At 26.3% G+C, this 25,319-nt stretch carries 27 protein-coding genes; 7 read left to right on the forward strand and 20 right to left on the reverse strand.

The window, feature by feature from the left end; all coding sequences use genetic code 11:
• Positions 1-10: 10 nt before the first annotated feature.
• Complete coding sequence (locus KQI36_RS05315) at positions 11-901, reverse strand: class I SAM-dependent methyltransferase (RefSeq protein ID WP_216449962.1); 891 nt, start codon at positions 899-901, stop codon at positions 11-13.
• A 267-nt stretch (positions 902-1,168) separates the two neighbouring features.
• On the opposite strand from KQI36_RS05315, the gene KQI36_RS05320 reads away from it, so the two are divergent.
• The gene (locus KQI36_RS05320) at positions 1,169-2,779 is read left to right on the forward strand and encodes a PAS domain-containing sensor histidine kinase (RefSeq protein ID WP_216449963.1); all 1,611 of its coding nucleotides are present in this window, start codon (positions 1,169-1,171) and stop codon (positions 2,777-2,779) included.
• A gap of 241 nt (positions 2,780-3,020) precedes the next feature.
• Here KQI36_RS05320 and cobT read toward each other — a convergent pair whose 3' ends face one another.
• Positions 3,021-4,103 carry a nicotinate-nucleotide--dimethylbenzimidazole phosphoribosyltransferase gene (gene cobT / locus KQI36_RS05325; protein ID WP_216449964.1) on the reverse strand — a complete coding sequence of 361 codons (1,083 nt, stop codon included), beginning with the start codon at positions 4,101-4,103 and terminating at the stop codon, positions 3,021-3,023.
• A gap of 34 nt (positions 4,104-4,137) precedes the next feature.
• Positions 4,138-4,812, reverse strand: a complete 675-nt coding sequence (locus tag KQI36_RS05330; RefSeq protein WP_216449965.1) for a uracil-DNA glycosylase — start codon at positions 4,810-4,812, stop codon at positions 4,138-4,140.
• Between the two features lie 155 nt (positions 4,813-4,967).
• On the opposite strand from KQI36_RS05330, the gene KQI36_RS05335 reads away from it, so the two are divergent.
• On the forward strand, positions 4,968-5,633 hold the full coding sequence (locus KQI36_RS05335; protein ID WP_216449966.1) for a DUF4397 domain-containing protein: 666 nt from the start codon (positions 4,968-4,970) through the stop codon (positions 5,631-5,633).
• A gap of 184 nt (positions 5,634-5,817) precedes the next feature.
• Here KQI36_RS05335 and KQI36_RS05340 read toward each other — a convergent pair whose 3' ends face one another.
• The 7 genes from KQI36_RS05340 to KQI36_RS05370 all read right to left on the reverse strand — a co-directional run bounded on the left by KQI36_RS05340 (position 5,818) and on the right by KQI36_RS05370 (position 10,944).
• Positions 5,818-6,258 carry a PadR family transcriptional regulator gene (locus tag KQI36_RS05340; protein WP_010294110.1) on the reverse strand — a complete coding sequence of 147 codons (441 nt, stop codon included), beginning with the start codon at positions 6,256-6,258 and terminating at the stop codon, positions 5,818-5,820.
• A gap of 3 nt (positions 6,259-6,261) precedes the next feature.
• Positions 6,262-7,107 (reverse strand): DegV family protein, encoded by an 846-nt coding sequence (locus KQI36_RS05345; RefSeq protein ID WP_216449967.1) that lies wholly within the window; start codon positions 7,105-7,107, stop codon positions 6,262-6,264.
• 317 nt (positions 7,108-7,424) lie between these two features.
• Positions 7,425-7,649, reverse strand: coding sequence for a DUF1450 domain-containing protein (locus KQI36_RS05350; RefSeq protein WP_216449968.1), 225 nt, complete (start codon positions 7,647-7,649; stop codon positions 7,425-7,427).
• Between the two features lie 12 nt (positions 7,650-7,661).
• The gene (gene cobS / locus KQI36_RS05355; RefSeq protein ID WP_216449969.1) at positions 7,662-8,423 is read right to left on the reverse strand and encodes an adenosylcobinamide-GDP ribazoletransferase; all 762 of its coding nucleotides are present in this window, start codon (positions 8,421-8,423) and stop codon (positions 7,662-7,664) included.
• A gap of 13 nt (positions 8,424-8,436) precedes the next feature.
• On the reverse strand, positions 8,437-8,985 hold the full coding sequence (cobU, locus tag KQI36_RS05360) for a bifunctional adenosylcobinamide kinase/adenosylcobinamide-phosphate guanylyltransferase (RefSeq protein WP_010294119.1): 549 nt from the start codon (positions 8,983-8,985) through the stop codon (positions 8,437-8,439).
• A 48-nt stretch (positions 8,986-9,033) separates the two neighbouring features.
• A complete protein-coding gene (gene cobC, locus KQI36_RS05365; RefSeq protein WP_216449970.1) occupies positions 9,034-9,636 on the reverse strand; it encodes an alpha-ribazole phosphatase in 603 nt (200 codons plus the stop codon).
• Positions 9,637-10,008: 372 nt separating this feature from the next.
• On the reverse strand, positions 10,009-10,944 hold the full coding sequence (locus KQI36_RS05370) for a metal ABC transporter substrate-binding protein (protein WP_216449971.1): 936 nt from the start codon (positions 10,942-10,944) through the stop codon (positions 10,009-10,011).
• A 280-nt stretch (positions 10,945-11,224) separates the two neighbouring features.
• On the opposite strand from KQI36_RS05370, the gene KQI36_RS05375 reads away from it, so the two are divergent.
• A complete protein-coding gene (locus tag KQI36_RS05375; protein WP_216449972.1) occupies positions 11,225-11,872 on the forward strand; it encodes a metal ABC transporter ATP-binding protein in 648 nt (215 codons plus the stop codon).
• A 109-nt stretch (positions 11,873-11,981) separates the two neighbouring features.
• Positions 11,982-12,770 carry a metal ABC transporter permease gene (locus KQI36_RS05380; protein ID WP_010294124.1) on the forward strand — a complete coding sequence of 263 codons (789 nt, stop codon included), beginning with the start codon at positions 11,982-11,984 and terminating at the stop codon, positions 12,768-12,770.
• 54 nt (positions 12,771-12,824) lie between these two features.
• Here the strand turns inward: KQI36_RS05380 and KQI36_RS05385 are convergent, their stop codons facing one another.
• From KQI36_RS05385 to KQI36_RS05410, 6 genes are all read right to left on the reverse strand, one after another.
• Entirely contained in the window at positions 12,825-13,520 is a 696-nt protein-coding gene (locus tag KQI36_RS05385) for a nitrite/sulfite reductase domain-containing protein (RefSeq protein WP_216449973.1), read from the reverse strand.
• Positions 13,521-13,654: 134 nt separating this feature from the next.
• Positions 13,655-14,521, reverse strand: coding sequence for a ribokinase (gene rbsK, locus KQI36_RS05390; RefSeq protein WP_216449974.1), 867 nt, complete (start codon positions 14,519-14,521; stop codon positions 13,655-13,657).
• A 97-nt stretch (positions 14,522-14,618) separates the two neighbouring features.
• Positions 14,619-15,266 (reverse strand): site-2 protease family protein, encoded by a 648-nt coding sequence (locus tag KQI36_RS05395; RefSeq protein WP_216449975.1) that lies wholly within the window; start codon positions 15,264-15,266, stop codon positions 14,619-14,621.
• A gap of 246 nt (positions 15,267-15,512) precedes the next feature.
• Complete coding sequence (locus KQI36_RS05400; RefSeq protein WP_216449976.1) at positions 15,513-16,619, reverse strand: hypothetical protein; 1,107 nt, start codon at positions 16,617-16,619, stop codon at positions 15,513-15,515.
• A 15-nt stretch (positions 16,620-16,634) separates the two neighbouring features.
• Positions 16,635-17,693, reverse strand: coding sequence for a phosphodiester glycosidase family protein (locus tag KQI36_RS05405; RefSeq protein ID WP_216449977.1), 1,059 nt, complete (start codon positions 17,691-17,693; stop codon positions 16,635-16,637).
• Positions 17,694-17,831: 138 nt separating this feature from the next.
• The gene (locus tag KQI36_RS05410) at positions 17,832-19,205 is read right to left on the reverse strand and encodes a PhoH family protein (protein ID WP_216449978.1); all 1,374 of its coding nucleotides are present in this window, start codon (positions 19,203-19,205) and stop codon (positions 17,832-17,834) included.
• Between the two features lie 592 nt (positions 19,206-19,797).
• Between KQI36_RS05410 and perR the strand changes: the two genes are divergently transcribed.
• Both perR and KQI36_RS05420 read left to right on the forward strand, forming a co-directional pair.
• On the forward strand, positions 19,798-20,241 hold the full coding sequence (gene perR / locus KQI36_RS05415) for a transcriptional regulator PerR (protein WP_216449979.1): 444 nt from the start codon (positions 19,798-19,800) through the stop codon (positions 20,239-20,241).
• A gap of 103 nt (positions 20,242-20,344) precedes the next feature.
• Positions 20,345-21,277: a hypothetical protein gene (locus KQI36_RS05420; protein ID WP_216449980.1), complete on the forward strand. Its 933-nt coding sequence runs from the start codon at positions 20,345-20,347 to the stop codon at positions 21,275-21,277.
• A 140-nt stretch (positions 21,278-21,417) separates the two neighbouring features.
• Here KQI36_RS05420 and KQI36_RS05425 read toward each other — a convergent pair whose 3' ends face one another.
• The 4 genes from KQI36_RS05425 to KQI36_RS17685 all read right to left on the reverse strand — a co-directional run bounded on the left by KQI36_RS05425 (position 21,418) and on the right by KQI36_RS17685 (position 24,036).
• Positions 21,418-22,575, reverse strand: a complete 1,158-nt coding sequence (locus tag KQI36_RS05425) for a hypothetical protein (RefSeq protein WP_216449981.1) — start codon at positions 22,573-22,575, stop codon at positions 21,418-21,420.
• A gap of 247 nt (positions 22,576-22,822) precedes the next feature.
• Entirely contained in the window at positions 22,823-23,026 is a 204-nt protein-coding gene (locus KQI36_RS05430) for a hypothetical protein (RefSeq protein ID WP_010294139.1), read from the reverse strand.
• 39 nt (positions 23,027-23,065) lie between these two features.
• The gene (locus tag KQI36_RS05435; RefSeq protein ID WP_216449982.1) at positions 23,066-23,401 is read right to left on the reverse strand and encodes a hypothetical protein; all 336 of its coding nucleotides are present in this window, start codon (positions 23,399-23,401) and stop codon (positions 23,066-23,068) included.
• Between the two features lie 53 nt (positions 23,402-23,454).
• Positions 23,455-24,036, reverse strand: a complete 582-nt coding sequence (locus KQI36_RS17685; RefSeq protein WP_244991503.1) for a hypothetical protein — start codon at positions 24,034-24,036, stop codon at positions 23,455-23,457.
• 540 nt (positions 24,037-24,576) lie between these two features.
• Here KQI36_RS17685 and KQI36_RS05445 point away from each other — a divergent pair.
• Positions 24,577-25,305 carry a CPBP family intramembrane glutamic endopeptidase gene (locus tag KQI36_RS05445; protein ID WP_216449983.1) on the forward strand — a complete coding sequence of 243 codons (729 nt, stop codon included), beginning with the start codon at positions 24,577-24,579 and terminating at the stop codon, positions 25,303-25,305.
• Positions 25,306-25,319 lie beyond the last annotated feature (14 nt).

Consider the following 25,319-nt stretch of genomic DNA (forward strand, 5'->3'; position numbering starts at 1 on the left):
GATTCATTTTTTATTTTTTAATTATTAGTACAGATGATTTAAATTTTTGGCCTTGCATAGGAATTATATCTAGTTCATTGAATTCTCCAATTGATTCTCCAATTTTTTCATTTTTAAATTCAGAAAAACCTATTTTTTTATATATTTGCAAAATCAATTGCTCTACAGATACAATTTCTGGATTTGGAAAATTCATATTAGCTGTGGCTATAGATTTCAATTGATTATAATATTCATCTTTATCTGACACTAAAATTCTAGTGTCTAATACTAATCCTTTCCGTCTTAAAATCCTATAACTTTCTTGCATAACTCTAGGTGATGATTGTGCCATATTAGGAAATCCATAATATGATGTTATACAATCAAAAGCACTATTTTTAAATGGTAAATTTAAATAATCACATGCAATATAAGTAATTTTAGCTTTAGGATTAATTTTTTTTATCTTTTTTCTATTATATTTTAAAGCAGCAAAATTTAAATCTAATGATACTATATTAGGGTTATGGGAAAACTTCTCAGCCATTCCTTCTAGAAGTATACTTCTACCAGAAGCTATGTCTAATATATTTTTATATTTTTTTTTCTGTACGATAGCATTCATATATTGCTTCGATAGGTTTTGAAATTTTTTTAAGTTGTTAGGAGTCTTATTTTCAATATTTAAATTGATATTTTCAAAATCTCTTTCGAAATAAAATTGTGCTAGGTTAGGTAAATTTTTATTTTCTTTATAATGAAAATCTATAATCCCATGTTTTATATAGAATTTATGATTCTTTTCACAATTTAAAGTTCCTTCAATTATTTCTTCTCCTTCTTTTAAATAAACTTTTCTTATATTAATCTTACTTCCACATATAGGACAAACTAAAATATCTTCTACTTCCTTATACATACATACCCTCCTAATAAATTTTTAGTTTGTACATAAAATTAATTATTGTTTTTACATACCTACTCACTATATATTTATATTAAACAACAACAGTATTTGTTACATTTTTTTACAATAAAATTTCGAATTATTATACTTATTTTTAAGAGTAATAACATTTATTTAAATTTATAATGATTTTTTTTATTTATTTGTCGCAATATTTTACATTTTTTTCACTATTACTTTGATATAATTTTATATTATTACGATTTAAGGTGAGGATTTATGATAAATGATTATATAAAAACCGAAACATCGGATTTATTTGAAACTATTGACGATTTAGACGAAATGGGTTTCTTTATATATGAAGTTCTTTTAAATAGATTTGTACTTTCAAAGGGGTTATGTTCTATTTTATCTATAGAAAATACTAATAATTTTTCTTTTGATGAATTTATGGATAATTACATACACGAAGATGACCATACTCTTATAAATTCTATAAATATAACTTCTTCTAAACCTAAATTTAAACTTAGGTTTAGACTAGTAGATAATTTTGGATTTATTCGTTATGTGGAGGCAAGTGGAAAGGGTATATTTGATAATAATAACTTAATTAAATATTCCGGTATTATTAGAGATTTATCAGAGGAAAAATACTATGAGATGAGATTAAAATTTGCAGACAAACTTTTCTCAGAATTGATTAACAACTCTTATCAAATAGTTTACTCAATGTCTGAAGATGGATATTTTACTTCTTGTTCATCTAACGCATTTAAATATTTAGGTTATACTGTTAATGAAATCATAGGACAACATCAATGTATTTTTACAGATGCTGCTACTAATGATATATTAACTAATTTAAGAAAAAAAGCTATCGAAACTGGTAAACCTCAAGAATTAGTTGATTATAAAATTTATCATAAAGATGGATCTGTAAGATTAAATACTACCACTTTATTTTATATAAAAGATAAATACTTAAACACTGGAATGTTTTGGGGAGTTGTTAAAGATATTACAACAACTAAAATTATAGAAAATAAATTAAGCGAAAATGATAAAAAGTTAAAGGATCGAGAAGAATGGGAGAAAATCAAAAATGAATTTATAGCTAATATTTCCCATGAGTTGCGCACACCTGTAAATGTAATTTATTCTTCACTGCAACTTTTTGATTTATATATAAAAAATCAAAATGATTTACAATTCAAAGGTAAAATTTCTTATTATTCTAAAATAATGAAACAAAACTGTTTTAGATTACTCAGACTTATAAATAATTTAATAGAATGTTCCAAGTTTGATGCTGGTATAGTTAATCTAGACACCTACAAACTAGATTTAGTTGCTTTAACTTCTGGAATTTGCTCATCAGTAGAAGAATATACTTCTAAAAAAAATTTAACTTTAAACTTTACTACATCTGTTCCTTTTGCAATAATAGAAGGAAATTCAGAAAAACTTGAAGTTGTAATTCTTAACCTTTTATCTAATGCTATAAAGTTTTCAAAAGATTGTGGAACTATTGATGTATCATTATCCATAAAAGAAAATAATGTAACTTTATCAGTAAAAGATAATGGTATTGGCATCTCCAAAGAAAAACAATCTAAAGTCTTTGATAGATTTATCCAAGTTGATCCCCTTTTTACAAGAACTACTGAAGGAAGTGGTATTGGACTTTCTGTTGTTAAATCTTTGGTGGAAACCCATAATGGCACTATAACCCTTATTAGTGAAGAAAATTTCGGTAGTGAATTTATTGTTACCTTCCCATTAGTTAATACTACCAAAAATGATTTAGATAAAATAAATAGAGTTATTCATACTAATCATACTAATCAAATAAATATTGCATTTTCTGATATTTATGATGATTAAAAAACGCTAACATCTTTCATGTAGCGTTTTTTTATTTCTATTTAAATTTAATATTATTCTATATTTTTCACCCTAAAAACATCATAACAAAATAATTTTATAACATATACATTTTAGATTAAAAATTGTTCTTCTAATGAAATAAATCATCACAGAACTTAAATATGTAGTGTATTTATGATAGTAATAAAAATTTTAATTTAATATTTTTATCTAGTCAATTACCCATTATAAGTTATAACTATATAGAGTTCTCTTCCCTTATGTCAATATAATCACTTTTACAAATCTTTGCTTCTTCAAAAGTTGCCATATTCTCCATAGTATATAATGCTGCCTCCATTATATTAAATGCTAACGGACATCCAGACCCCTCACCTAATCTCATTTTTAAGTTTAATATAGGCTCTAGCCCCAATTCTTTCATAATATATATTGCCCCTGGCTCTGCTGATAAATGAGATGGAAACATATAGTCTTTACAATTTTTATTCAATCTTTGTGCACAAAGTGCTGATATTGATGCTATAAATCCATCTATAACTATAGGAATTCTATGTTTTGCAGCCCCTAAAAAACATCCACAAAGGCCAGCTATGTCATATCCTCCAACTTTTCCAATAACATCTATTATATCATTTTTATCAGGTTTATTAACTGCTATAGCTTTTTTAATTATATTTTTTTTATGATTTAATTGTTCTTCTGTAAGTCCAGAACCTTTTCCCGTCACTTTATCTACATCTAGTCCTGATAACACACTTAAAACTGCTGCACTTGTAGTTGTATTTCCTATTCCCATTTCACCAGTTCCAAGAACTTTATATCCTTCTTTTGCTAATTTATCTACAATTTCAATTCCTGATTCTATAGCTCTAATTGTTTGCTCTTTTGTCATTGCAGGCTCTTTCACCATATTTTTAGTTCCATAAGAGATTTTTCTATTTAAAATTTTTTCACTATGCATATCACATTTTATTCCTAAATCTGCTATTGTAAGCTCTGTATTGGTAAATTTAGATAATGCACATACACCCGTTATTCCTTTAACAAAATTATAAGTTACAGTTTCAGTAACTTCTTGTGGACAAGTACTTACACCTTCATCTACTACTCCATTATCTCCACAAATGATTATTATATTTTTCTTAGATAATGTATTATAAACCTCACCTGTTATACCTGATATTTTCACTGCTATTTCTTCTAATATTCCTAAACTTCCTATAGGTTTTGCTAAAGCATCTAATCTTTCCTTTGTTTTTATCATTACATCCTTATAACTAGGTTCGATGCACCTTAATGTATTTTCTAAAATTTTCATAATACCCTTCCCCTTAATATATAAATTTATATTTTTAAATATTTTTTATTTGCCAATCTATTTGTTCTTTATTTAGTGAGAGTAATATTTCATTTGCTTTTCTAAAATGATCACATCCAAAGAATCCTCTATTGGCTGACAATGGGCTTGGATGTGCCGCTTTTAATATATAATGATTTTTGTTAGTTATTAATTTAACTTTTTCCTTTGCGTTATTTCCCCATAATATAAAAATAATAGGATCTTCTCTTTCATTTAAAATAGATATAATTTTATCGGTAAATATTTCCCATCCTCTATTTCTATGAGAATTTGCCTCTCCAGCCCTTACAGTTAATGATGTATTAAGTAATAATACCCCTTGCTTAGACCAATCAACTAAAAAACCATTATTCGGTATGTAGCATCCTAGCGTATTGTTTAATTCTTTATATATATTTAAAAGCGACGGCGGTGTTTTAACTCCCTTTTCCACAGAAAATGCTAAGCCGTGTGCCTGATTAGGTCCATGATATGGATCTTGTCCTAATATTACTATTTTAGTATCCTTATATGATGTCAGCTTTAGCGCCTCAAATATTTTATATTTATCTGGATAAATTATATGATTATTATATTCTAAAACAAGAAACCCTCTAAGTTTTTTATAGTATTCTTTTTCAAATTCTTCTTTTAATAATTCATCCCAATCATTATTAAATAAAACCATAAATCTCATTCCTTTCTTAAACTTTATTTTATTTTTTATATACTAAAATTATAAACCAATAAATTATTTTTTGCATAAATATTTTTCATTTATAATCACCATTTTTTGTAAGTTGCATATAATGATTTTAGAAACACTAATTAATGAGGTGCGATATGTATTTTAGGAGTAATTTAGATAATTTAAATAATAAAAGTAACATATTAACCTTTGTAAGGTTATTACACGCATCTCCTGATGCGCCACCAGTAGATGTTTACGTAAATAATTTACCTTTAATAAAGGATTTTCATTATAAAGAATTCACAAATTACGTTAAACTATTACCTGGAAAATATAATATTAAAATTATTAAAAGTAGTAATCCTAGTGAAACTTTATATGATACTATCTTGGATATTCCTGAAAATAAAATTTTCACAATAGCTGCTATTGGAAAATTCCCAAATGATTTTGAATTATATCCAATTATAGAAAACTATAATGGACCTTATAATGATAATGAAGTAAAAATAAGAATAGTAAATTTAATACCAGAAAGTCCAAATTTAGATGTTTCACTTAATAGTAATGAAATAACTTTCAATGATTTAATGTATATGGAGGTAGAAAATTACAAAGAAATTCCTCCAAAAAAATATAGTTTTGATGTGAAATTTGAAAACACAGATATTACTATGCTTTATATACCTAACGCGCTTTTAAAACCTTCTAAATTTTACACATTATATTTAGTAGGAAAATTAGGTGCTAAACCAGGTGTTGAAGGTCTAATTCCATTAGATGGAATTACATATTTGAATCATTATTCAGATATGTAAAGTTTTTAAGCAAGTATCTTTCAAACTGATTATAACAGTTTGAATTTCCCCCATAAAAAATTTATTTAATTTAATATTATTTTATAATTTAGACCTTACAAAGGTCTTATTTTTTTATATTTACCTAAATTATATAAAAAAACACTAATAATACAAAATTAAATGTATTACTAGTGTTTCTTTATTACTCATATAAATCTTTATATATTATTTTAAATACTTCTAATGCTTCTTCTATCCTATCTTTAAGTAAATATTTCTTATGATGAAGTTCTTTTTCCCCATCTTCTGTTAATTTATATATCTTTTGCATCTTTTTCTTTGAATCATCCCAATTCCCAACTATAAGTTTTTTCTTTTCTAACTTTTTTAATAGAGGATAAATTCCACCTGTACTAGGAACCCATTTTCCATTAGTTCTTTCACCAATTTTATTAGATATATCATTCCCATTAGTTGCACCAATACTCAATATATATAATACATATATTGGTAATAAGCCTTTAGTAAAAACTTGACCTACAGCTTCTTTTTCCTGCTGAACTTTTTTTAGCTCATTCAATTTATTTTTATATTCCTCATATAATATACGTTCTTCCTCTTTTATATCTTTCATAGTAGCCATTCACTAAACCTCATAGAAAGCTATTCCTAAAAGTCCTGGTCCTGAATGTAATCCTGCAACTGGGCTTATGTCACCACTAAAAAATATGTTATTTATATTAGGGTGATTTGATATTTCCTGTAAATACTTCTCTGCCTCTTCTTCAGCACCACCATTACCTATATATACATCACACTTTTTATCATCTAATATTTTTTTACCTATTGCTAACATTTTATTTATAGATTGTTTTCTTCCCCTTGCTTTATCATAAGTAGAATATTCTCCTTCTTCATCAACAAGAACTATAGGTTTTATATTCAATAATTCACCTATTACACCTGCAACTTTTCCTATTCTCCCACCTTTTTTTAAATATTCTAATGTACCTATTATAAAAAATGTTTTTATCTTACTTCTAACTTCTATTAACTTTTCTACAATCTTCTCAAATTCTAGTCCACTATTTATCATTTCTCCAGCTTCTTTTATTATAATAGTCTCTGCACATGATATACTCTTTGAGTCTATTACTTCAGTCTTTATTGTTGGATAATCTTCACTTACAAGCCTCAAAGCATTATTTAATCCTGACAATTTACTTGATATTGTAATTGCTATCACATGTGTATATCCTTCTTTTTCCAACTGATTAAAAAGTACTCCCATATCTTTCATAGATGGTAATGAAGATGTCGGTGATTCTGTATCTAAAACCTTGTAAACATCATTTAAAGTTATATCTACTCCATCTCTATAATCCTTATCTTTTATAATTATTCTAAAGGGTAATACTTTTACATTGTATTTATCTATTACATCTTTTCTTATATCAGATGCACTATCTGTTATTAACGCTATTTTATTCATAAAAGTCCTCCTAATAGTATTTATATTATTTTACCTATAATTATTATATACTATTTTATACCTAATTATCAATAGTGATAATTAGCACTATTGATAACCATCACTACTGATATACTTCAAATACTTGTTATATTACAAAAAGACAAAGGCCCCAGCAATATATAATTACTATGACCTTCATCTTAACACATTAAATTAAATATAATAAATTTACTTGTTTAAGGCAAATTCTAAACTATTTTCACCAAAAAGTCTATACTTTAGAATAAATTTGTTTGAAAATTTACTTTAAATAAATTTTTTCTATTAAAATTTACTTATTTTTTCAAAACTAATTTTATATTTTCATATAAAGATTCTTTTGATTCTGACACTATAAGCTCACCATCTACTCTAGCTATAAAATCCCAACTACATTTATCACAAGCTCCTATGCACTTATTTATTGTTGTCTCATGCTCTGGAAATTCTTTATCTATTTTTTCCTTTACATATTCAAAGTCTGCATTACAAGTACAAAAGCTTATTCTCTTTTTATTCATAAAAAACTCCTTTTATATCATAAAAAATACCATTAATGCTAAAACCTCTGCTAATTCATTAACAGCCCCTAAGGTATCTCCTGTTAACCCATTAATTTTAGAATTACAAAAACAATTAAATCCATATGCCATTATTAATACTGCTAATGTTATTGTGCAAGCCTCTCTAACATTTATAAAAATCAGTTCTAAGGCTATAACTAATATTATAGTTAATACTAATTGACTTTTTTTTATTTTTCCTATAAATATATTTCCACTACCATTTTCTTTTGCTGGTTTTCCTATTGTAGAAATAAACACTATAGCCAACCTTCCTACAACTGGTGCAACTATTATTAATTCTGGAATAGAACTTTCTATTGCTAAACTAATTAAATTATACTTAAGCAATACATCCATGATTATAGCTACACATGAATAAACTCCAATTTGGCTATCCTTCATTATCTCTATAATTCTTCCTTTTCCACCCCTAAATGCGAAGAAACCATCACATACATCACCTAACCCATCCATATGCAACGCACCTGTTAGTATAGCTGATGTTATTAATACTAATATTGCCACTATTGTTGATGGAAAAAAATTTTTCATTATTACATACACAATATACTCTATAAGACCTATTATTAAAGCTATTACCGGAAAAAATATAGACCCCCTTATAAAATTTTCATTTGTGCATTCTAACTCAATATTTATAGGTATTCTTGTAAAAAATTGAACATATAATAAAAAATCATTCATATATTTTTTTATATAATTCTTCATAATACTCTCCTAATTATTTTAATTTTAAAGGCAATCCGCAAGCTACAAAATAAACCTCATCACATAATTTTGCAATGAACTGATTAATTGATCCTGCTATGTCTCTATATATTCTACTTAATTTATATTCTGGTATAAGTCCACTACCAACTTCATTGGTAACCATTATTAAATTTTTATTACACTCTTTTGCTTTTATAATTAACTTTTCTACTTGAATCTTTATAACATCTTCTATATGTTCTGCTTCTTCTAACGATAAATCATCAAAATTTGTTTTTTCATTAAACATTAAATTTGTAACCATTATAGTAATGCAATCTAATAATATGTTTTTTTCTTTGCTATTTTCTATAGCAATATGTAAGTCTTTAAATCCTTCATATGTATTCCATTTACTATTTCTTCTTTGAATATGCTTATTTATTCTATTTTCCATTTCTTTATCTGTAACTATAGCTGTAGCTATATATAAAACATCATCAGTATCTTTAAGTAGACTTTCTGCAAAACCACTTTTTCCACTTCTACTACCACCAGTTACTAATACTATTTTTCCCATAAATTACACCTACCTTAAAATATTTATATTTAATTATTAAAATAAATTTTACAAAACATTATTTGGTATAATCCCTTCAATAAATAAATTTTTATATTCATATTTAATTATTGAAACATCTCCATTTTTAGAAGCAAATTTCCAAAACAAATCCATATTATCATCAGCAATATAACAATATATACTTCTAATTACTCCACTATGAGCAACTATTAAAACATTTTCATCCTTTTCTTTTATAATCTTTTGAAAAAAACTTTTCACACGAAAATACATATCTTTATAACTTTCACCTTCAGGTGGTTTAAAGCCAATCCAATCTTTTCCCCATTCATCACATTCTTTTGTATATTCTGACTTTAACTCATCATACTTTTTACCTTCAAATGCTCCAAAATTTCTTTCATTTAATCTACAATCTCTAATAATTTCATTATAATTAAACTTATCACATAATATTTCTTTTGCAGTTTGAATTGTTCTTTCTTTTTCGCTTACATAAACTTTATCTATTTTTTTATCTTTAAAAAAATTTCTTAGTTTTTCACACTGATATATTCCATAATCGGTCAACCCATTATCTATATCACCATAAAATTTTTCATCCTTATTTTCTTTAGTTTCTCCATGTCTAACTAAATATATATTCAATTTATCACCTTCTATGTACTTAAAACTTTTTAGTATTAGTTTATTTTTTAATATTATAAACTTTAATTTTTAAATTGCCCTACATATCTTATATTACTGTTTTTTCTAATAAAAAACAAGGAACGATATAGTGAAAAAATCTCTAGCTTTAATTTATTATTATATATAGGTTTCCAAGTTGACTCTTTAAATAATCCATTCCAAAACTTGGATACGTAAAATAGTGAGACATGCTCCGAATCACTTTAAATTCAATGCTGAATCTTATATGAAAATATTTTAAAGTTATTGAATAAATTTAAATTGAAGCTTATTTTCCTATATAAATAACAAGAGCAATATAATTATAATTAATCATATTGCTCTTATTATTTATTTTAAACTATTATATATAATATCTAAATTTGACTTCATAGATTCCAAATAACTTAAATTATCTTCTTTACTATGTAAAGTATAAATAGTAGCAGTTTTTCCATCTACTTCTTTTGCTAAAGTTTCTGATACCTGAGGACTAACTAAACTTTCCATAAATATAGTTTTTATGTTTTTATCTTTACATAAGTCTGTTAACTCTTTCATTTTTTTAGGTGACGGTTCTCCTTCTGCAAAAACCCCCTCAATACTAATTTGATTTAAATTAAAATCTCTACAAAGATATGCAAAAGTTGCATGCCCTGTAACAAAATTTTTATTACCTATAGAATCAAATTTAACTTTATAATCTTTATATAAATTATCTAATTCATTGGCAAAAGCAGCATAATTTTCTTCATAATACTTACTATTAGCATTATCAAGTTCAACTAGAGCATTTTTTATATTTTCACTTTGAATTTTTGCAGTAGTCAAACCTAACCATAAATGTGGGTCTACACCTAAATTTTCATGAGTATTTTCTGATTCTATATGTGAACTATTACTATTTTCATCAGATATATTTATAAGATTAACTCCTTGTGATGTATCTATAACTTTTAATTTTTCATTCTTAACTGCTTTTATAACATCCTTACTCCAATGTTCCATTCCTGCACCGTTCAATACTAACATATCTGCATTTTCTAATTTTCTTAAATCTTTGGCTTTTGGTTCAAAATCATGTGGCTCTACACCTTCAGGAATTATAGTATAAACATTAACCTTATCTTTACCTATTTCTTTTACAAACTCCTCCATAGCATAAAAACTTACTACAATATTTAATTTCCCATTTTGTGTTTCTATTTCTTCTTTTTTACCACTGCACCCTATTAGTGATAAAGTTATTATTATAATCATTGTATACGATATAACTTTCTTAAACATTTATTTTAAAATCCTCCACTAAATTATTAATTACAAATTTTCAATAGGTATTGCAAATCATTTGCGTTTATATTATTATAACATTTGTATTAATATATTCCAATAGTGTTTTTTCTAAATTTAAATTAAATAAAATTTCATTATAAATTTTGTACAAAAGATTTATTTTTATTCAATTGAAGTATTATTTTTCAAATTATTTTTATTTTTCGTTTTTTATTACATATTTTGGATATAATTATAATGATTATGTTTTTAATAAAATGTTTGGAGGTTTTTTATGATTTCAATAAATTCATTATCCTTTTCATATAACTGTAATAAGAATTATTTATTAAAGGATATAAATTTAAATATAAAAAGTGGTAGTTATGTTTCTATAATTGGTGAAAATGGTAGTGGAAAAACAACATTAATTAAGCTTATATTAAATTTAATAAAACCTAGTAAGGGTTCTGTTTCCTTAAGTAGTAAAAATATATCTTATGTACCTCAAAGAATAACTAACTTGAATGCTGGTTTTCCTATAACTGTTTATGAGGTTTTAGATGTTCATAGAAAAGTTCTTAAAATTAAAGATAAAGATTGTATAATTAACGCTTTAAAATCAGTAAATATGTATAATTTTAAAGATTGCTTAATTGGTAGTTTATCTGGAGGTCAACAACAAAAAATCCTTATTGCAAGAGCAATAATAAGTAAAAGTGATTTGATAATTCTAGATGAACCTTCTACTGCATTAGATGAGCAAAGTACAAAAGATTTATATTCTATTATCACAAAGCTAAATAAAGAAGAATCAGTGACAATTTTATCTATAGAACATAACATTAAGATGGCTATTAAAAATTCATCTCATATTTTATATGTTAAAGATGGAAAAGCATCACTTCATTCAACTAAGGATAATCTTAATTTTTTATCATAAACTTTGAAATTATTCTTAATTTATAGTATTAACAAATTAGCCTTAGTTTGAAATTTATATTACAACGTATAATATTTATACATAAATTTTATTATTTTGGAGGATTAAAATGTTTCATTACGAATTCATGCAAAATGCATTTATTGCAGCTATATTTATATCTATACTCTGTCCTCTAGTAGGTGTTTTTTTAGTGTTAAAACGCTATTCTATGATGGGCGACACACTTGCTCACAGCTCATTTGCAGGTGTAGCTATTGGTCTTGTAACTGGTTTTAACCCTATACTATGTGCTTTTATATTTACAAGCTGTTGTGCTATATTAATAGAAGTTCTACGAAATTATTACAAAAAACAGGCAGATTTAATTTTAGTTATAATATTAACTCTAAGTGTGGGAATTGGGATTTCCTTATCTAGTAGTGGAAAAACTAACACAAATATAAATTCTTTTCTTTTTGGAAGCATATTGACAGTAACTAAACAAGACTTATTCACTATGCTTATATTAAGCATAATTTCTATAATAACCTTATATAAGCTTTATAATAAACTTATTTATATAACTTTTGATGAAGAAGGTGCATCGATAAATAATATAAATGTTACTAAAATAAATTATATATTTGCTTTATTAGTAGGAGCTACTATTTCTGTTTCCATTAGAGTTATGGGTATCTTAGTAATCTCTTCTATGATTGCACTACCTGTAGCTACTGCTCTTCAATATCATAGTGGCTTTAAAAAAACTATGATATTATCTATAATTTTTGGATTTATAGATATAATATCAGGATTATTTCTTTCTTATATTATGAATTGCGCACCGGGAGGAACAATTGCCCTTGTTTCTGTACTAGTTCTTGTGATAGTTCTTGTAGTAAAAGGAAAGCGCTAAAAGACTCAGGATACTGTAGTGAATTTTTTTCTACTTATCCTGAGTTTTTATATTTTAAATAATATTATTTTCTTTTGTATATTCTAAATTTGCCTTATTTATAACTGTTTTTCGAAAATTCTCAACACCTATTTTATCTATAAAAAATCCTAACTTTTCACCAAATTCAGCTTCTTCTTTATAATAATCTAATATGGCTTTTACTAATTCGAAAGCTTCATTCTCTGAAAGCTCTGATTTTATTATATTAGCTAATCTTTGATGATATCCTGAGGATCCACCTGCTGAAACTATAAGTTTCCCATTATAATCCGTTAACACCCCAATATCTTTTGAATACACACTACCACATGCATTTCTACATCCTGCTACTCCAATTTTAGTTCTATTAGGCATGTCAGCGCCGTGAAATGCATTGCTAATTTTCATTCCTAACCCTATAGTATTATGCTTAGATCTTTTACAGAACCCTGCAGGACACATTTCTACATTTTTTACTGAATATTGATTTTTAACTGATGGCTCCATTTCCAATTCGCTCCAAATGCTACTTAAGTCATCTTCTTTCAAATTAGTAATCATAATTCTTTGACCTGATGTTATTTTTAAAACTCCATTATATTTTTCAGCAACAATAGCAATCTTCATTAAAGTTTTTGGAGTTAAAAATCCACCTGGTATATGAGGAGTAATAGCATATGTTCTTTTTCCATCTCTTATTTTTTGTAAATTACCATAATGACTACTCATAATCTTACAGTACTCCTTTAGAATATATTTTTAACTTATTATTAGTTTTATTAAATTTACTTTTATTATACCATTTTACTTAATTATTGTTTGTAACTTATGTTACAATTCTTAAAGTTTATCCCATTATTTTTTTACAAATCTTTTAAATAAGGCATACCACCTTGTGCACCTAATTTAGTTACTGAGATTCCCGAACACTTAACTCCAAACTCTATAGCTTCTTTTAATGCAAATTTATTAGCTATAGCACCTGCAAAAGTTCCTACAAAAGTATCTCCTGCTCCTGTTGTGTCTATAACCTTAACCTTCTTTGCAGGTATATTTACTACTTCTTTTCCGTCAAAATACCAAACACCATTTTCACCATTAGTTATTATAAGTTTGTTTGGATATTTTTTTAATTCTTTTTCCATAGCATTCTCTGTATCTAATACAACTTTATACTCATGCTCATTAGGTATTATGTAACTTACTTTATCTACAATTTCTTTTGAAAGTTTCATTGCTGGTGCTGGATTTAAAATTATTTTTTTATTATTTTTATATGCAAGATTTATAATAAATTCTACTGTATCTAAAGGTATTTCTAATTGAAGTACTATAATATCACATTCTAATATTTTTTCTTTAATGGAATTTATATATTCTATATTACACTTATTATTAGCACCTGCAACTATAACTATTGAATTTTCTCCATCACATAACATAATATTAGCTATTCCAGTTTTAATTTGTTCACAAATTTTAATATTCTTTACCTTTAGGTTATTCTTTTTCATAGATTCTAATAAAAATTCTCCATGAGTATCTTTTCCTATAGCTCCAAAAAAGTTTACATCTCCACCTATTCGTGATGCAGCAACTGCTTGATTTAAACCCTTTCCACCTTCACCTATAAAAAAACTTTCTCCTATTAATGTTTCTCCTGGTTTAGGTAATTTGTTAGTTTTAGTTACTAAATCTGCATTGGCACTTCCTATTACTGCTATTTTCATTTTATCTCTCCTTATTTTTTATCTTAATGTCATTTTTCATTTATATTATTTTATAAAAAAGGATCAATAACAATATTTATGTAATCGATCCTTTTATCTATAAAATAGAGAACGCTAATTTACTTATTGCTTCCATAACTACTTCTGTAGGATAACCTACTATAAAACTAAATATAGATTTACCTCCAAATATAGGTATTATTAATAATATAAAAATTATATTTTGATATCTATAAAATTGATTAGGAATCTTTAAAAATTGTTTAGGAAATAAATCCCTTATTATATGAAACCCATCAAATCCTGGTATAGGTATTAAATTTAAAAACATCCATAAACAATTATAATATGAAACTCTATATACTATAGTATTTAATATTAAGTGTAAATCTTCATTTTTTATAGGTAATTTAATTACCAATACTAAAAGCAACATAAAAATTATAGAACAAAGTAGGTTTGCCAAAGGTCCTGCTATTGATATTTTTAAATCATCCTTATAATAATTCTTAAGTGCACTAGGATTTATTTGTACAGGTTTTGCCCATCCAAAACCAATAATTATCATCATAAGAAAGCCTAAAAAATCTATATGTGAAAATGGATTTAAAGTTAATCTCCCTTGATATTTAGGAGTTTCATCACCTAACATAACTGCTACTTTAGCGTGAGCATATTCATGAAATGTAATAGCTACTAATATTGCTGGAAGCATTAGTACAATTCTCAATAATTCATCCTTCATATTTTCATCCCCTTCCTTCAAGCTTTATTAAACATTTAGCTAATTATTCTTATGTTATCATATTATAATTAATCATTTCAATAATCACCTAAAAAAAATTAGCCACCTATTTATGTAGTTATATCGTTTTTAAAAATTCTATAATTCAAAGTACTTTTCACTATGTTCTTACAGTTGAATTTAAAAATAAGAGTAAGATTTAACCATCTTACTCTTATTGTAAATAAACTAATATTAAATATATTATTATTTTTTATATTTTATTACAGAAATATTTTGTCCATTTCTAACCATTATCCCATCATTTCTAAATGATAAAAACTCACCATTATATGTTGTAACACTTTTATCTATTTCATTTGTCACAGTTTTTCTTGTTTTATCATGAACATAAATTTTTCCTTCACTATTTATAAATATATTTTCACTTTTTGATGGGCTTGTCATTTTTATTTGTGTAAAATCATTTTCATAATCATTAACAAATTCATTTTTTTCATCTTCTAACTTCTCTATATCCGTCTCTTCAGATAAATTTTGTTTACTTTCTATTGTTTTATAATATATACTTTCAACTAAATCATTCTTCAAACTACCAACATATATATTTTTTTCATTATCGGTACCTAGAAGTGTTAATTTATCAACACCGTCTATATTTATTTCCTTATTATCTTGAGATGAATATATTTTGTTATATACTTCACCTTCATAATATAAAATATCTTCTGTTCTTAGTAATGACATGTTACTTATATATTTAGGCACAGTCTCAATCTTTGAGCCTTCTCCCATTCTATCAATTCTATAAATACTACTAACATTATCACTATCCACAGTTTTTATGTATGTAAGTCCTGTAAGTGTCGATAATTCTATATCGCTAACTTCTATGTTTTCATCATAAACCTTAAAATCTTTAATTAATATTTTCTCATCCTTTTTTATATCATAAGAGGATACCATTAGTTTTATTCCATTGTATCCAGAGTTTTTTTCTACAATTAACATTCTATCTCTATCCGGTAACCATTTATAATAACTAATTTCTGAATTATCTTCCAACTGTACTTTTTTTATTTTTTCTGACTTTATTTCCTGTACATACAAATGGTTTTTTTCTATATAAGATAGATATTTACAGTTATGAGAAAATTGGATTTTACTTGCATTATCAGATATTTTCACATCAGCATCTTCATATTCTTTTTCATCTGCATCAAAATCTTCTATTTTTTTTATAGTTACATTACTAGCAGAGCTTAAAAACTTACTATCTACGTAATAAAAGCCCAAAAATTGAACAAATAAAGAAATGACTATCCAAAGTGTTAATTTTTTTATCGCTTTCATATACTTCTCCTTGTCCTATCTTTCTACATATATAACGGATGGAACAGATCTTTCTCCTAACGAATCTGATGGACTGTTTATAATTTCATCATTGTAAAACATTGTTGATGATGATCCACCATCTAAATTACTTGCATTCCATGCCCCATATTCATATAGTATGTCTTGTACATCTTTTAGCGTGGCTCCTAAACTATTAGCCTGCCTTCCATCTATTACCAACAATAATATTGTTCCATCTCTTTTCTGAGCAATAGCAGTTCTAGGGGCAATTCCCCATCCTCCGTCACCAGAGTTTATTGCCTTTTGTCCATCTACAATTAATGCTGGTCCAAAACTTACAGCCTCTGTTACATTTTTTTGTAAAAGCTCATTAAAACTATATTTTCCAACAAGCAATACACCTTCTTGAGTTATAGCTACAACTTCTCTTTGTAAGTTATTATCTTCTATATCATTAAAATGTGTCTTTCCACCACTCATAATTATACCTGTAGGAATTCCTCCAGTGCCTGTCCAAAGTGACCCTGTAGCTTCATCTGTAAAACCACCACCATTGACAGCTGCAATAGCATTATTATTCATTGCTATTTCACTTGTTAATTGTCCTTCTGTAGTTCCTTCTGTGCTAAGTTTTGAGCTAAATCCTACTTTTACTCTAGTTGGGTCCTTTATTGTTAGCAAATATCCCTTATACTTACTTGTTTGAACCTCTTCTAATAATATAGTCTGGTCATTTTTATTTTCTACTTTGACACTACTATCATTTTTATTTTGAGCTAAAGTTGTAATTGCCTGGTCTTTCAAAATTTCATTTATTTTTTCTTCACTTAAAAACTTGGTGGCAATCCATTGGTGACTTAATGTAGTCATTGCTGTGGTAACTAATGTGTTTCTAACATTTTCAAATGGCCCATAATACGCTATGTAAGGTGCTGTTGAACATGTAAATATTAATTGAAAAACTAAAAATCCAATTACTCGCTTAAATTTTTTCTTCTTTTTTATAACTTTTCTAGACTTTTTAGAGTTGTTCTTGTTTTTGTTTTTGTTCTTGTTTTTGTTTTTTTCCATTATAATCTTCCTTTTAAAATATTATATAGTCAATGTTTAATAATATTGTAAAACACTAATATAATATCGTAGAAATAAAAAAAAATCAATTAAAATTCGATTACAAAATTTAAAAATCTTGTAATCGAACTTTTTATACTATAACTTTTTAGCAGCTTCAAATGCTAATGGAGATCTCTCACATTCATCAAATTTTAAAGTTATTTGATAGCAAAGTTCACTACCTTTCATTCTTTCTGATGCATAACATAACCCATTTGATCTAGAGTTCATAAAAGGATGATCTATCTGGTCTGGATCCCCTACTAAAATCAATTTACTACCACTACCAATTCTTGTTGTTATAGCCTTAATCTGCTTAGGTGATAAATTTTGAGCCTCATCTATAATAACCCAATTTTTCACTATAGATCTCCCTCTAAGATAAGCTACTGCTTCTGTTACTATTATTCTACGATCAAATATTTCTCTTACTTTATCTTGAAGTTCTTTTTCATTTTTATATCTTTCAACTTCATCAGAATCAACTAATATTTCTAAGTTATCTAATATAGGTCTCATGAATGGAGCTATTTTTTCTTCTTCTGTTCCAGGTAAAAAACCTATTTCTTCATCCATTGTTACATTAGGTCTGCACACTAATATTCTTCTATACTCACCTTTATTTTCCTCAAAAATTTTTTGTAAACCTACAGCTAAAGAAAATAATGTTTTTGCAGTTCCAGCTGGACCCTTTATTATTACTAATGGTGCTTTGGAACTATCTGTACATAATGCTTCTATCATAAATTTTTGTCCTATATTTCTTGGACTTACCCCCATTGGCTTTACATCTTTATAATAAAGTGGAACTATATTTTTTCCATCAAATCGTCCTAATGCAGTTTGTCTTGAATTTTCCATTGCATGCATTAATATAAATTGATTAATATATAACTCTGGCTTATAATAATCTTCTTTTTCTTCATCATATGCTAGGAAATCATCCTTAGGCATAACTCTATTTTTATAAAATTCTTCTATTTTACTTGATGGTATATAAAGTTCAATTCTTCCTGTATATTGTTTGTCTTCTGACACCTCTGTATCATAAAAATCCTCACTTTTTATATTTACTGTATCTGCTTTTATTCTTTCAAATATGTCTTTAGTTATTAATATAACTTCTTCTCCGCTTTCTTTTAACCCTTTGCATACTTGTATTATTCTATTATCTGCTTTTGATTTGTTCCATGAAGGTGGTATTTCTGTTTCATGATGGTTCATCTCCACTCTTATTTTTCCACCATTAGGCAATTCAACCCCTTCTATTAAAGAACCTTTTTTTCTTAAGGCGTCTATCATTCTTCCTGCATGTCTTGCATTTTCGCCTAAATCACTTTTATCCTTTTTAAAGTTGTCTAATTCTTCAAGAACTACCTCCGGTATTACTACATTACTTTTTCCAAAAGACAATATAGCTGAAGATGAATATAATATAACATTAGTATCTAATACATAGGTCTTTTTCACAGTATATGCCCCTCCTCTCATATATTATTAATATATGAGAGTTTTGTAATAAATGAATATATTATAAGTTAATTTTAATAATTTTATTTTTAAATTCCAGTAATATTATTAGTTTTTCAATTTTGTAACTTTTCTAATTATTATTTAGTTTACAAAAAGTATTTTTTATATTACATATATATGATATTATTATATTTGTTGTTTTTTACAATTTTAAAAGTATAATATATTAAACTTATTCAAATAATACTTACTACACATATAAATACAAGCTTTATTTTTGATCTTTTGAGTTGTTTAAAACTTAATTTAAATATATTCTTAAAATCAACTTACATTCCATTATGTACTGAATTTAGTACTTGTATAAATTTTATAATTTATAGATTAAAACATGATTTTTTTAAACTCATATAAACTAATATGAATTTTTTATTTTTATCATTGTATTTTTTTAAAATATTTATAATTAGTAAATTAATAAAATTTACATTATTTTCTTTTAATTTTGAAATATTTTTATTCAATACTTATTGATAATTAATAATTTTTATTATATAATAGTATTAATCACAAAACGAGGTTGATAGTTATGATAAATTTTACACAAATCTTCAAAGAAAAGAAATTAAAACTTACACCTCAACGTATAGCTGTTTATAAATATTTATGTTCTACTACAGAGCATCCTTCTGCAGAAACTATTTATAAAGCTCTGCAAGAAGATTATCCTACTATGAGTCTTGCAACTGTTTATAAGGCATTAAAAGTTTTAGTGTCTGTAAATCTTGTTCAAGAGTTAAATGTAGGCGAAGGAAACTTCAGATATGATGCATCCATTTGTCCACATCCTCATATACAGTGCATTAAATGCTCTAGAGTTGATGATGTCAATGGAATATCTTTTGTACACTTAAATGATGATATAAAAGATTATACAGATTATGAAGTTCTTTTAAACCAAGTTTACTTTTATGGTTTATGTAGTGAATGTAAAAATTCAGCACAGTTAGAGGAAAAAAATGAAACAAAATAAACTGATAGCTTAAAGCTATCAGTTTTTTTGCATATATTTTTTTAAAACTCATATAATTCATAAATAGGACTGTAAAATCTATTTTTATTTAGGAGGACATTTTATGAGATTAAAAAGGCTCTTTAAAAATAAGATTCTATGCTTATGTGTTATATGTATAGGATTGTTTTCTATATACTTATTAACCTTAAATAATAATGATACTACATTACCCACATTTTCCCCTACTATAAACAATTCAGTTATTAATGAAGACTTAGATGGTAATGGTAGTAAAGATGCATTATACATCAAAACTGATGATAAAAATTATTTAATTCAAATTAATTTGAATGGAGAAAATAGTCTAAGCCTAAACCCTTCAAAAGAATTTTCTACTTTAGGCGAGCATAAAACTTATTGGCCTATGAGAATTACTATAGCAGATGTTTCCAGAAACAACACTAAAGAATTATTCACTCAGTGTTCAATTGGAGAAAATCCACTTCAAAGCATTTTCATATTTAAAGATGGTTCTTATGAAAATGTCTTTTCAAAGGAAAATAACATTTTAGGACTTATAGATAATTCAAATAATAAAACTCCTAAGATTATAAGTGGTAAGTTTAGTAGTGGGTATATGGATTTGCGCAGTTATATTGTATCAAACAATTCTTTAAAGGAATTTCCCTATTTATATAAAAAAAATTATATAGGTGATATCATTGTATGTGATTTTATAAACTTGATTCAAAGTTTTCCTTATGATTCTTTACAAATTCCTAACTACTTTAGCCCTACATTAGATGATAGTTCTATAACGAATATTTATACTGTTGCCAATAACAATTTAAACTATATCTTTCAAGATTGCTTTTTTAAAGATATAACTTATGACGAAAAGGGACTACCAAAAGATGTTAGTTGGACTTTAAATTTTAAGGGAATTGATCCAAATAGTCCTAAGAAAATTAAAAATTTTACATTTGATATTATAGTAACAAGATTAAACGATTCTTTTGATTACAAAATTACTTCTTTAGACTTAAGTTACTAATTTTACACAAAAAAAATTGGGACCATTCAAGGTCCCAAGGGGGATGGGGGGTAACTAAAGATATAATATCTTTAGTTAATGGAGATTTTAACTCCTATTACATTATATATATTACCCATCCCTATAATTTTTATTCACTTTTATCTTTTATTTTCTCTTAAAAACTTTTGTAATAAATCTAATTTATATGGTTCTATTAATTGAATAAGTATTTTTATTATATCATAAAGTTCATCTTCACTAAATTTTCTTGATATATGTGATTTAGTTTTTGAATTTTTCTCCTTTTCATCTACTTCTACTACATCTTCCACATCTATAATTTCACCATTACTATTTAAATTTTCATTAAGAGAATTTAAACTTAAATTATTTAACTCTAAATCTAAACCATCTAAATCAACATCTTTTATATCAGTATTATTTAAAGTATTTAATACTTCACTTATATCAGCATCCTGAAAAAACTCCTCTATATTTGGCATGGTTTCATTTATAGTATCTCTAGCCATACCAAAAAAGTTTGATATTATCCCCTGAAATGCAGCTACATCATTCTCTGATATATTATTAAACATACTTTCAAATTCTGATTGCACATTATTTTGTTCTTTTCTCATAGAACTATTATTACTTTGATTATTTGAATTCTTTTGTTTATTTTGGTTTTTTTGATCTGTTTGAGGTTCGTTTTGATTCATAAAACTATTAACCATTTTAACAATTTCGTTAAAGTTAAATCCCGGTGGCATCATATTTTGAATATTAGGTTGATTGGAATTATCATTACTATTAAAGTTTGATCCTCCTTGATTTCCTCCTCCACCAATAAATGTAGATATTAAATTAGATAAAAAATCTCCTTGTGGTTGTGCTCCTCCACCGCCAAACCCTGTTAAAGCAGATAAAATTGACATTATTCCTTGATTTAGTCCACCTCCAAAGAAATTTGAAAATGGATTAGGTGGCATAAATTGTTGAGGATTTCCTTGAGAATTCATATTATATCCTTGACTATTTACATTGTTCCATTGGTTCATATGAGGATTTGTACCACTTATCGGTTCATTATTTGCCTGTGCTACATTAGGATCTATGCCCATATTTGGATTCATTCCTACATTGGGGTTCATGCCCATATTTGGATTCATACCCATGTTTGGATTCATTCCCATGTTTGGATTCATTCCCATATTTGGGTTAACTCCCATGTGCATCTGTTGATTTATAGGACCTTCATAATTGTTATAATTAGTTGAATATTTTTCTTCTCCTCTTCTTTTTTTATGTTTACCCATACAATCACCTCTTTACTTCTCAAACACTTCAATTCAAATTTATAATGAAACTCCATAATATATATTTCAAATTTAATATTAGGCTAAGTTTTATGTATATTTTTGTAATAATTTGTAACTGTATTATTACTTTAAAAAGCAATCCATGTATTCACATGGACTGCTAAAAATCTTATCTTTCTGCAAAACCCCCCACCTTGGGCCATGGCTTTAACGCAATTTATATTTTATCTTTAGTTGTAAAATATTAACAACAGCAAATAGTTCTGTATGGGCTATATGCTACATTATTACTTGAACGTCCGCAAAAACACATCCATAGCCATACTAATAAAATTATGGTCATTGTTGACCTTCCATCTCTACAATTGGTATTTAATAGATTTCCTTGGTTTAGTATTACTATTACTAATAATAGTAAGAATAACCCCATGCCATTATTGCATCTCATAGTATCTACCCCTTTTACTCTGAATTTACAGATGCTAAATTATCTACAGCAGCAACAACAACAAGGTTTGCATTTAGGTTTTTGTCTTTCTACACAACAAACTGGAATACATGACATATTTTGTGTAGCTGGTCTGTATGGCATATATGGCATATATGGTCTAACATTATTATTCATAGTGTTATTGTTATTGCCACAACAACCTGAACACAACCAGAACAAGAATAATAATACTAATGCATTTCTTGATGAGTTGTCTTTACAGTTTCTAGTATTTAACAATCCTTGATAATAAAATATTGATATTATCAATAATATAATGCATGGATTGCAACAGCTATTAGAATTTCCGAAATTATTTCCACATCCAAACATACTTATCCCTCCTTGTTAAATTTTGTCTAATTCCTTTTAAACTATTTTATATTTTAACAGAATCTTCTTCCACCAAATCCACATCCACAGAATAGGAAGAATATTATTATTATCCACCAGAACCACATACCACCAAATCCGCCGTAGCATCCATTTCCTCCACCGAATCCGTATCCATAATTAGAAACTTGTTGTTGTGGAAGTATTTGTTGTGGAATATAGCAACAAACATATTCTTTTTTAGATTTCTTAGATTTTTTACCACTACAGCAACAGCATGGATCACAGCAGCATGAACATGGTTCACAACATGCGCATGGATCACAACATGGGTTACAACATGGGTTTGGCATTGGTTGAGGCATTGGTTGAGGCATTGGTTGAGCTCCACCACATCCGAATCCATTTCCGCCACATCCACAGAAGCACCAGAAGATAATTAGTAGGAATACCCATATCCAAATACCATTTCCTCTTCTATTACCACAGCCACATCCGTTATTGTTTCCGCCACAGTTATTATTAGATCCACCATTTTCACATCCACAGCTTGAGCTATATCCTTCTGCATTATTTTCTGTATTTTCTCCATTGTTTAAACTAGAAATCAAGTTTAATAAAGCATTCATATCCATAAAATATTGTCCTCCTTTTATTTTAGATATATTTTTTATTTCTTTTGTACACTACATCTTATGATTTTTTTCCTTTTTTGACACTAATTTATATTTATTTTGTTAATTTTACATTCCTTTGTTTCTCAATTAATTCTTCTGTTTTCTAATAATATACTATTTACATAGACCGTATTTTGTTACATAATATTACTATTTTTTATAATAAATATTGTAATTAGAAAAAATTGAATTAAAATATCTGTTCTAAGGTTAATATATTAATGCTACAATATATTATAGATTTAATTTTAATTTTCTTATATTTATAGAGAAACAAGCTTTCATTTAAATTTATTCAATAATTTCAAAATATTTTTATGCAAAATGTAGTATTGGATTTTAAGTAATTAGGAGCATGTCTCACTATTTAGGGTATATAAGTTGTGGAATGGATACTTTTAAAAGTTAACTTGGAACCCTAGAATTAAAAACAAATCAATATTTTTTAATATTCCATAAAATTTAGCACAATTAATATTTACATAAGGGGTGTTTTTATTGTTATTACCGTTAATTATTGATATTTTTATAATAATATTAGTGTATTTTTTTCCATTTATATTTTTTATGTATAAATTAGTATTTGATTATAAAAAATTCTCTATTTTTTCTTTCAAATCTATTGGTACAATTATCATTTATACAATAATAGTACTATTACTACCTCCAATGCACGCTAACACATTGCCTTTTTTTGCGGTAGTATTAGCGATTATGTATATGAAAAATGAACATGATAAAGATTATTTTAAATATAATTTTAGTATTGAAAATACTAATTTCATATTAGCTTTTAAATATGCACTTTTCAGTTATGCTATTTCAATCGTAGCTGCTTTAATTTGGGATATAATTTTAAAATTTATGGGAGTAACCACTGAACAACAAGATGTAGTACAAATATTATCAGATTATACACTTCTTAAATTTTTGATTTCCGTTCCATCTACAGTTATTTTCGCTCCTATTTTGGAAGAATTTGTTTTTAGATACCTTCTCTTTGAGAAATTCTTAAATAAGTTTATTCATCCAATACTTTCTGCTATAATAACAAGTTTAATTTTTGCATTCATGCATTTTAGCCTAAGTGCATTTTTAACGTTATTTACTCTTAGTTTGCTAACATGCTATTTCATGCATAATAAAGGGTTTTGGTATTCTGTATCTATTCATATGATGATGAACTTAATTACTACTACCTTAATTTTTATTAGTAAACTTGCTTAAACTCAAAAAAACAC

Origin of the sequence: Clostridium senegalense, assembly GCF_018916625.1 — a bacterium.
GTDB lineage: Bacteria > Bacillota > Clostridia > Clostridiales > Clostridiaceae > Clostridium_J > Clostridium_J senegalense.

Bases quoted from the DNA above. Each gene is read 5' to 3' on its own strand.
- KQI36_RS17685 (WP_244991503.1), bottom strand. From the start codon at position 24,036: ATGGATATGAATGCTTTATTAAACTTGATTTCTAGTTTAAACAATGGA.
- KQI36_RS05335 (WP_216449966.1), top strand. From the start codon at position 4,968: ATGTATTTTAGGAGTAATTTAGATAATTTAAATAATAAAAGTAACATA.
- KQI36_RS05380 (WP_010294124.1), top strand. From the start codon at position 11,982: ATGTTTCATTACGAATTCATGCAAAATGCATTTATTGCAGCTATATTT.
- cobS (WP_216449969.1), bottom strand. From the start codon at position 8,423: ATGAAGAATTATATAAAAAAATATATGAATGATTTTTTATTATATGTT.
- KQI36_RS05400 (WP_216449976.1), bottom strand. From the start codon at position 16,619: ATGAAAGCGATAAAAAAATTAACACTTTGGATAGTCATTTCTTTATTT.
- KQI36_RS05420 (WP_216449980.1), top strand. From the start codon at position 20,345: ATGAGATTAAAAAGGCTCTTTAAAAATAAGATTCTATGCTTATGTGTT.
- KQI36_RS05395 (WP_216449975.1), bottom strand. From the start codon at position 15,266: ATGAAGGATGAATTATTGAGAATTGTACTAATGCTTCCAGCAATATTA.
- KQI36_RS05350 (WP_216449968.1), bottom strand. From the start codon at position 7,649: ATGAATAAAAAGAGAATAAGCTTTTGTACTTGTAATGCAGACTTTGAA.
- KQI36_RS05320 (WP_216449963.1), top strand. From the start codon at position 1,169: ATGATAAATGATTATATAAAAACCGAAACATCGGATTTATTTGAAACT.
- KQI36_RS05385 (WP_216449973.1), bottom strand. From the start codon at position 13,520: ATGAGTAGTCATTATGGTAATTTACAAAAAATAAGAGATGGAAAAAGA.
- KQI36_RS05340 (WP_010294110.1), bottom strand. From the start codon at position 6,258: ATGGCTACTATGAAAGATATAAAAGAGGAAGAACGTATATTATATGAG.
- KQI36_RS05375 (WP_216449972.1), top strand. From the start codon at position 11,225: ATGATTTCAATAAATTCATTATCCTTTTCATATAACTGTAATAAGAAT.
- KQI36_RS05405 (WP_216449977.1), bottom strand. From the start codon at position 17,693: ATGGAAAAAAACAAAAACAAGAACAAAAACAAAAACAAGAACAACTCT.
- KQI36_RS05345 (WP_216449967.1), bottom strand. From the start codon at position 7,107: ATGAATAAAATAGCGTTAATAACAGATAGTGCATCTGATATAAGAAAA.
- KQI36_RS05330 (WP_216449965.1), bottom strand. From the start codon at position 4,812: ATGGTTTTATTTAATAATGATTGGGATGAATTATTAAAAGAAGAATTT.
- cobU (WP_010294119.1), bottom strand. From the start codon at position 8,985: ATGGGAAAAATAGTATTAGTAACTGGTGGTAGTAGAAGTGGAAAAAGT.
- cobT (WP_216449964.1), bottom strand. From the start codon at position 4,103: ATGAAAATTTTAGAAAATACATTAAGGTGCATCGAACCTAGTTATAAG.
- KQI36_RS05370 (WP_216449971.1), bottom strand. From the start codon at position 10,944: ATGTTTAAGAAAGTTATATCGTATACAATGATTATAATAATAACTTTA.
- perR (WP_216449979.1), top strand. From the start codon at position 19,798: ATGATAAATTTTACACAAATCTTCAAAGAAAAGAAATTAAAACTTACA.
- KQI36_RS05425 (WP_216449981.1), bottom strand. From the start codon at position 22,575: ATGGGTAAACATAAAAAAAGAAGAGGAGAAGAAAAATATTCAACTAAT.
- rbsK (WP_216449974.1), bottom strand. From the start codon at position 14,521: ATGAAAATAGCAGTAATAGGAAGTGCCAATGCAGATTTAGTAACTAAA.
- KQI36_RS05430 (WP_010294139.1), bottom strand. From the start codon at position 23,026: ATGAGATGCAATAATGGCATGGGGTTATTCTTACTATTATTAGTAATA.
- KQI36_RS05435 (WP_216449982.1), bottom strand. From the start codon at position 23,401: ATGTTTGGATGTGGAAATAATTTCGGAAATTCTAATAGCTGTTGCAAT.
- KQI36_RS05315 (WP_216449962.1), bottom strand. From the start codon at position 901: ATGTATAAGGAAGTAGAAGATATTTTAGTTTGTCCTATATGTGGAAGT.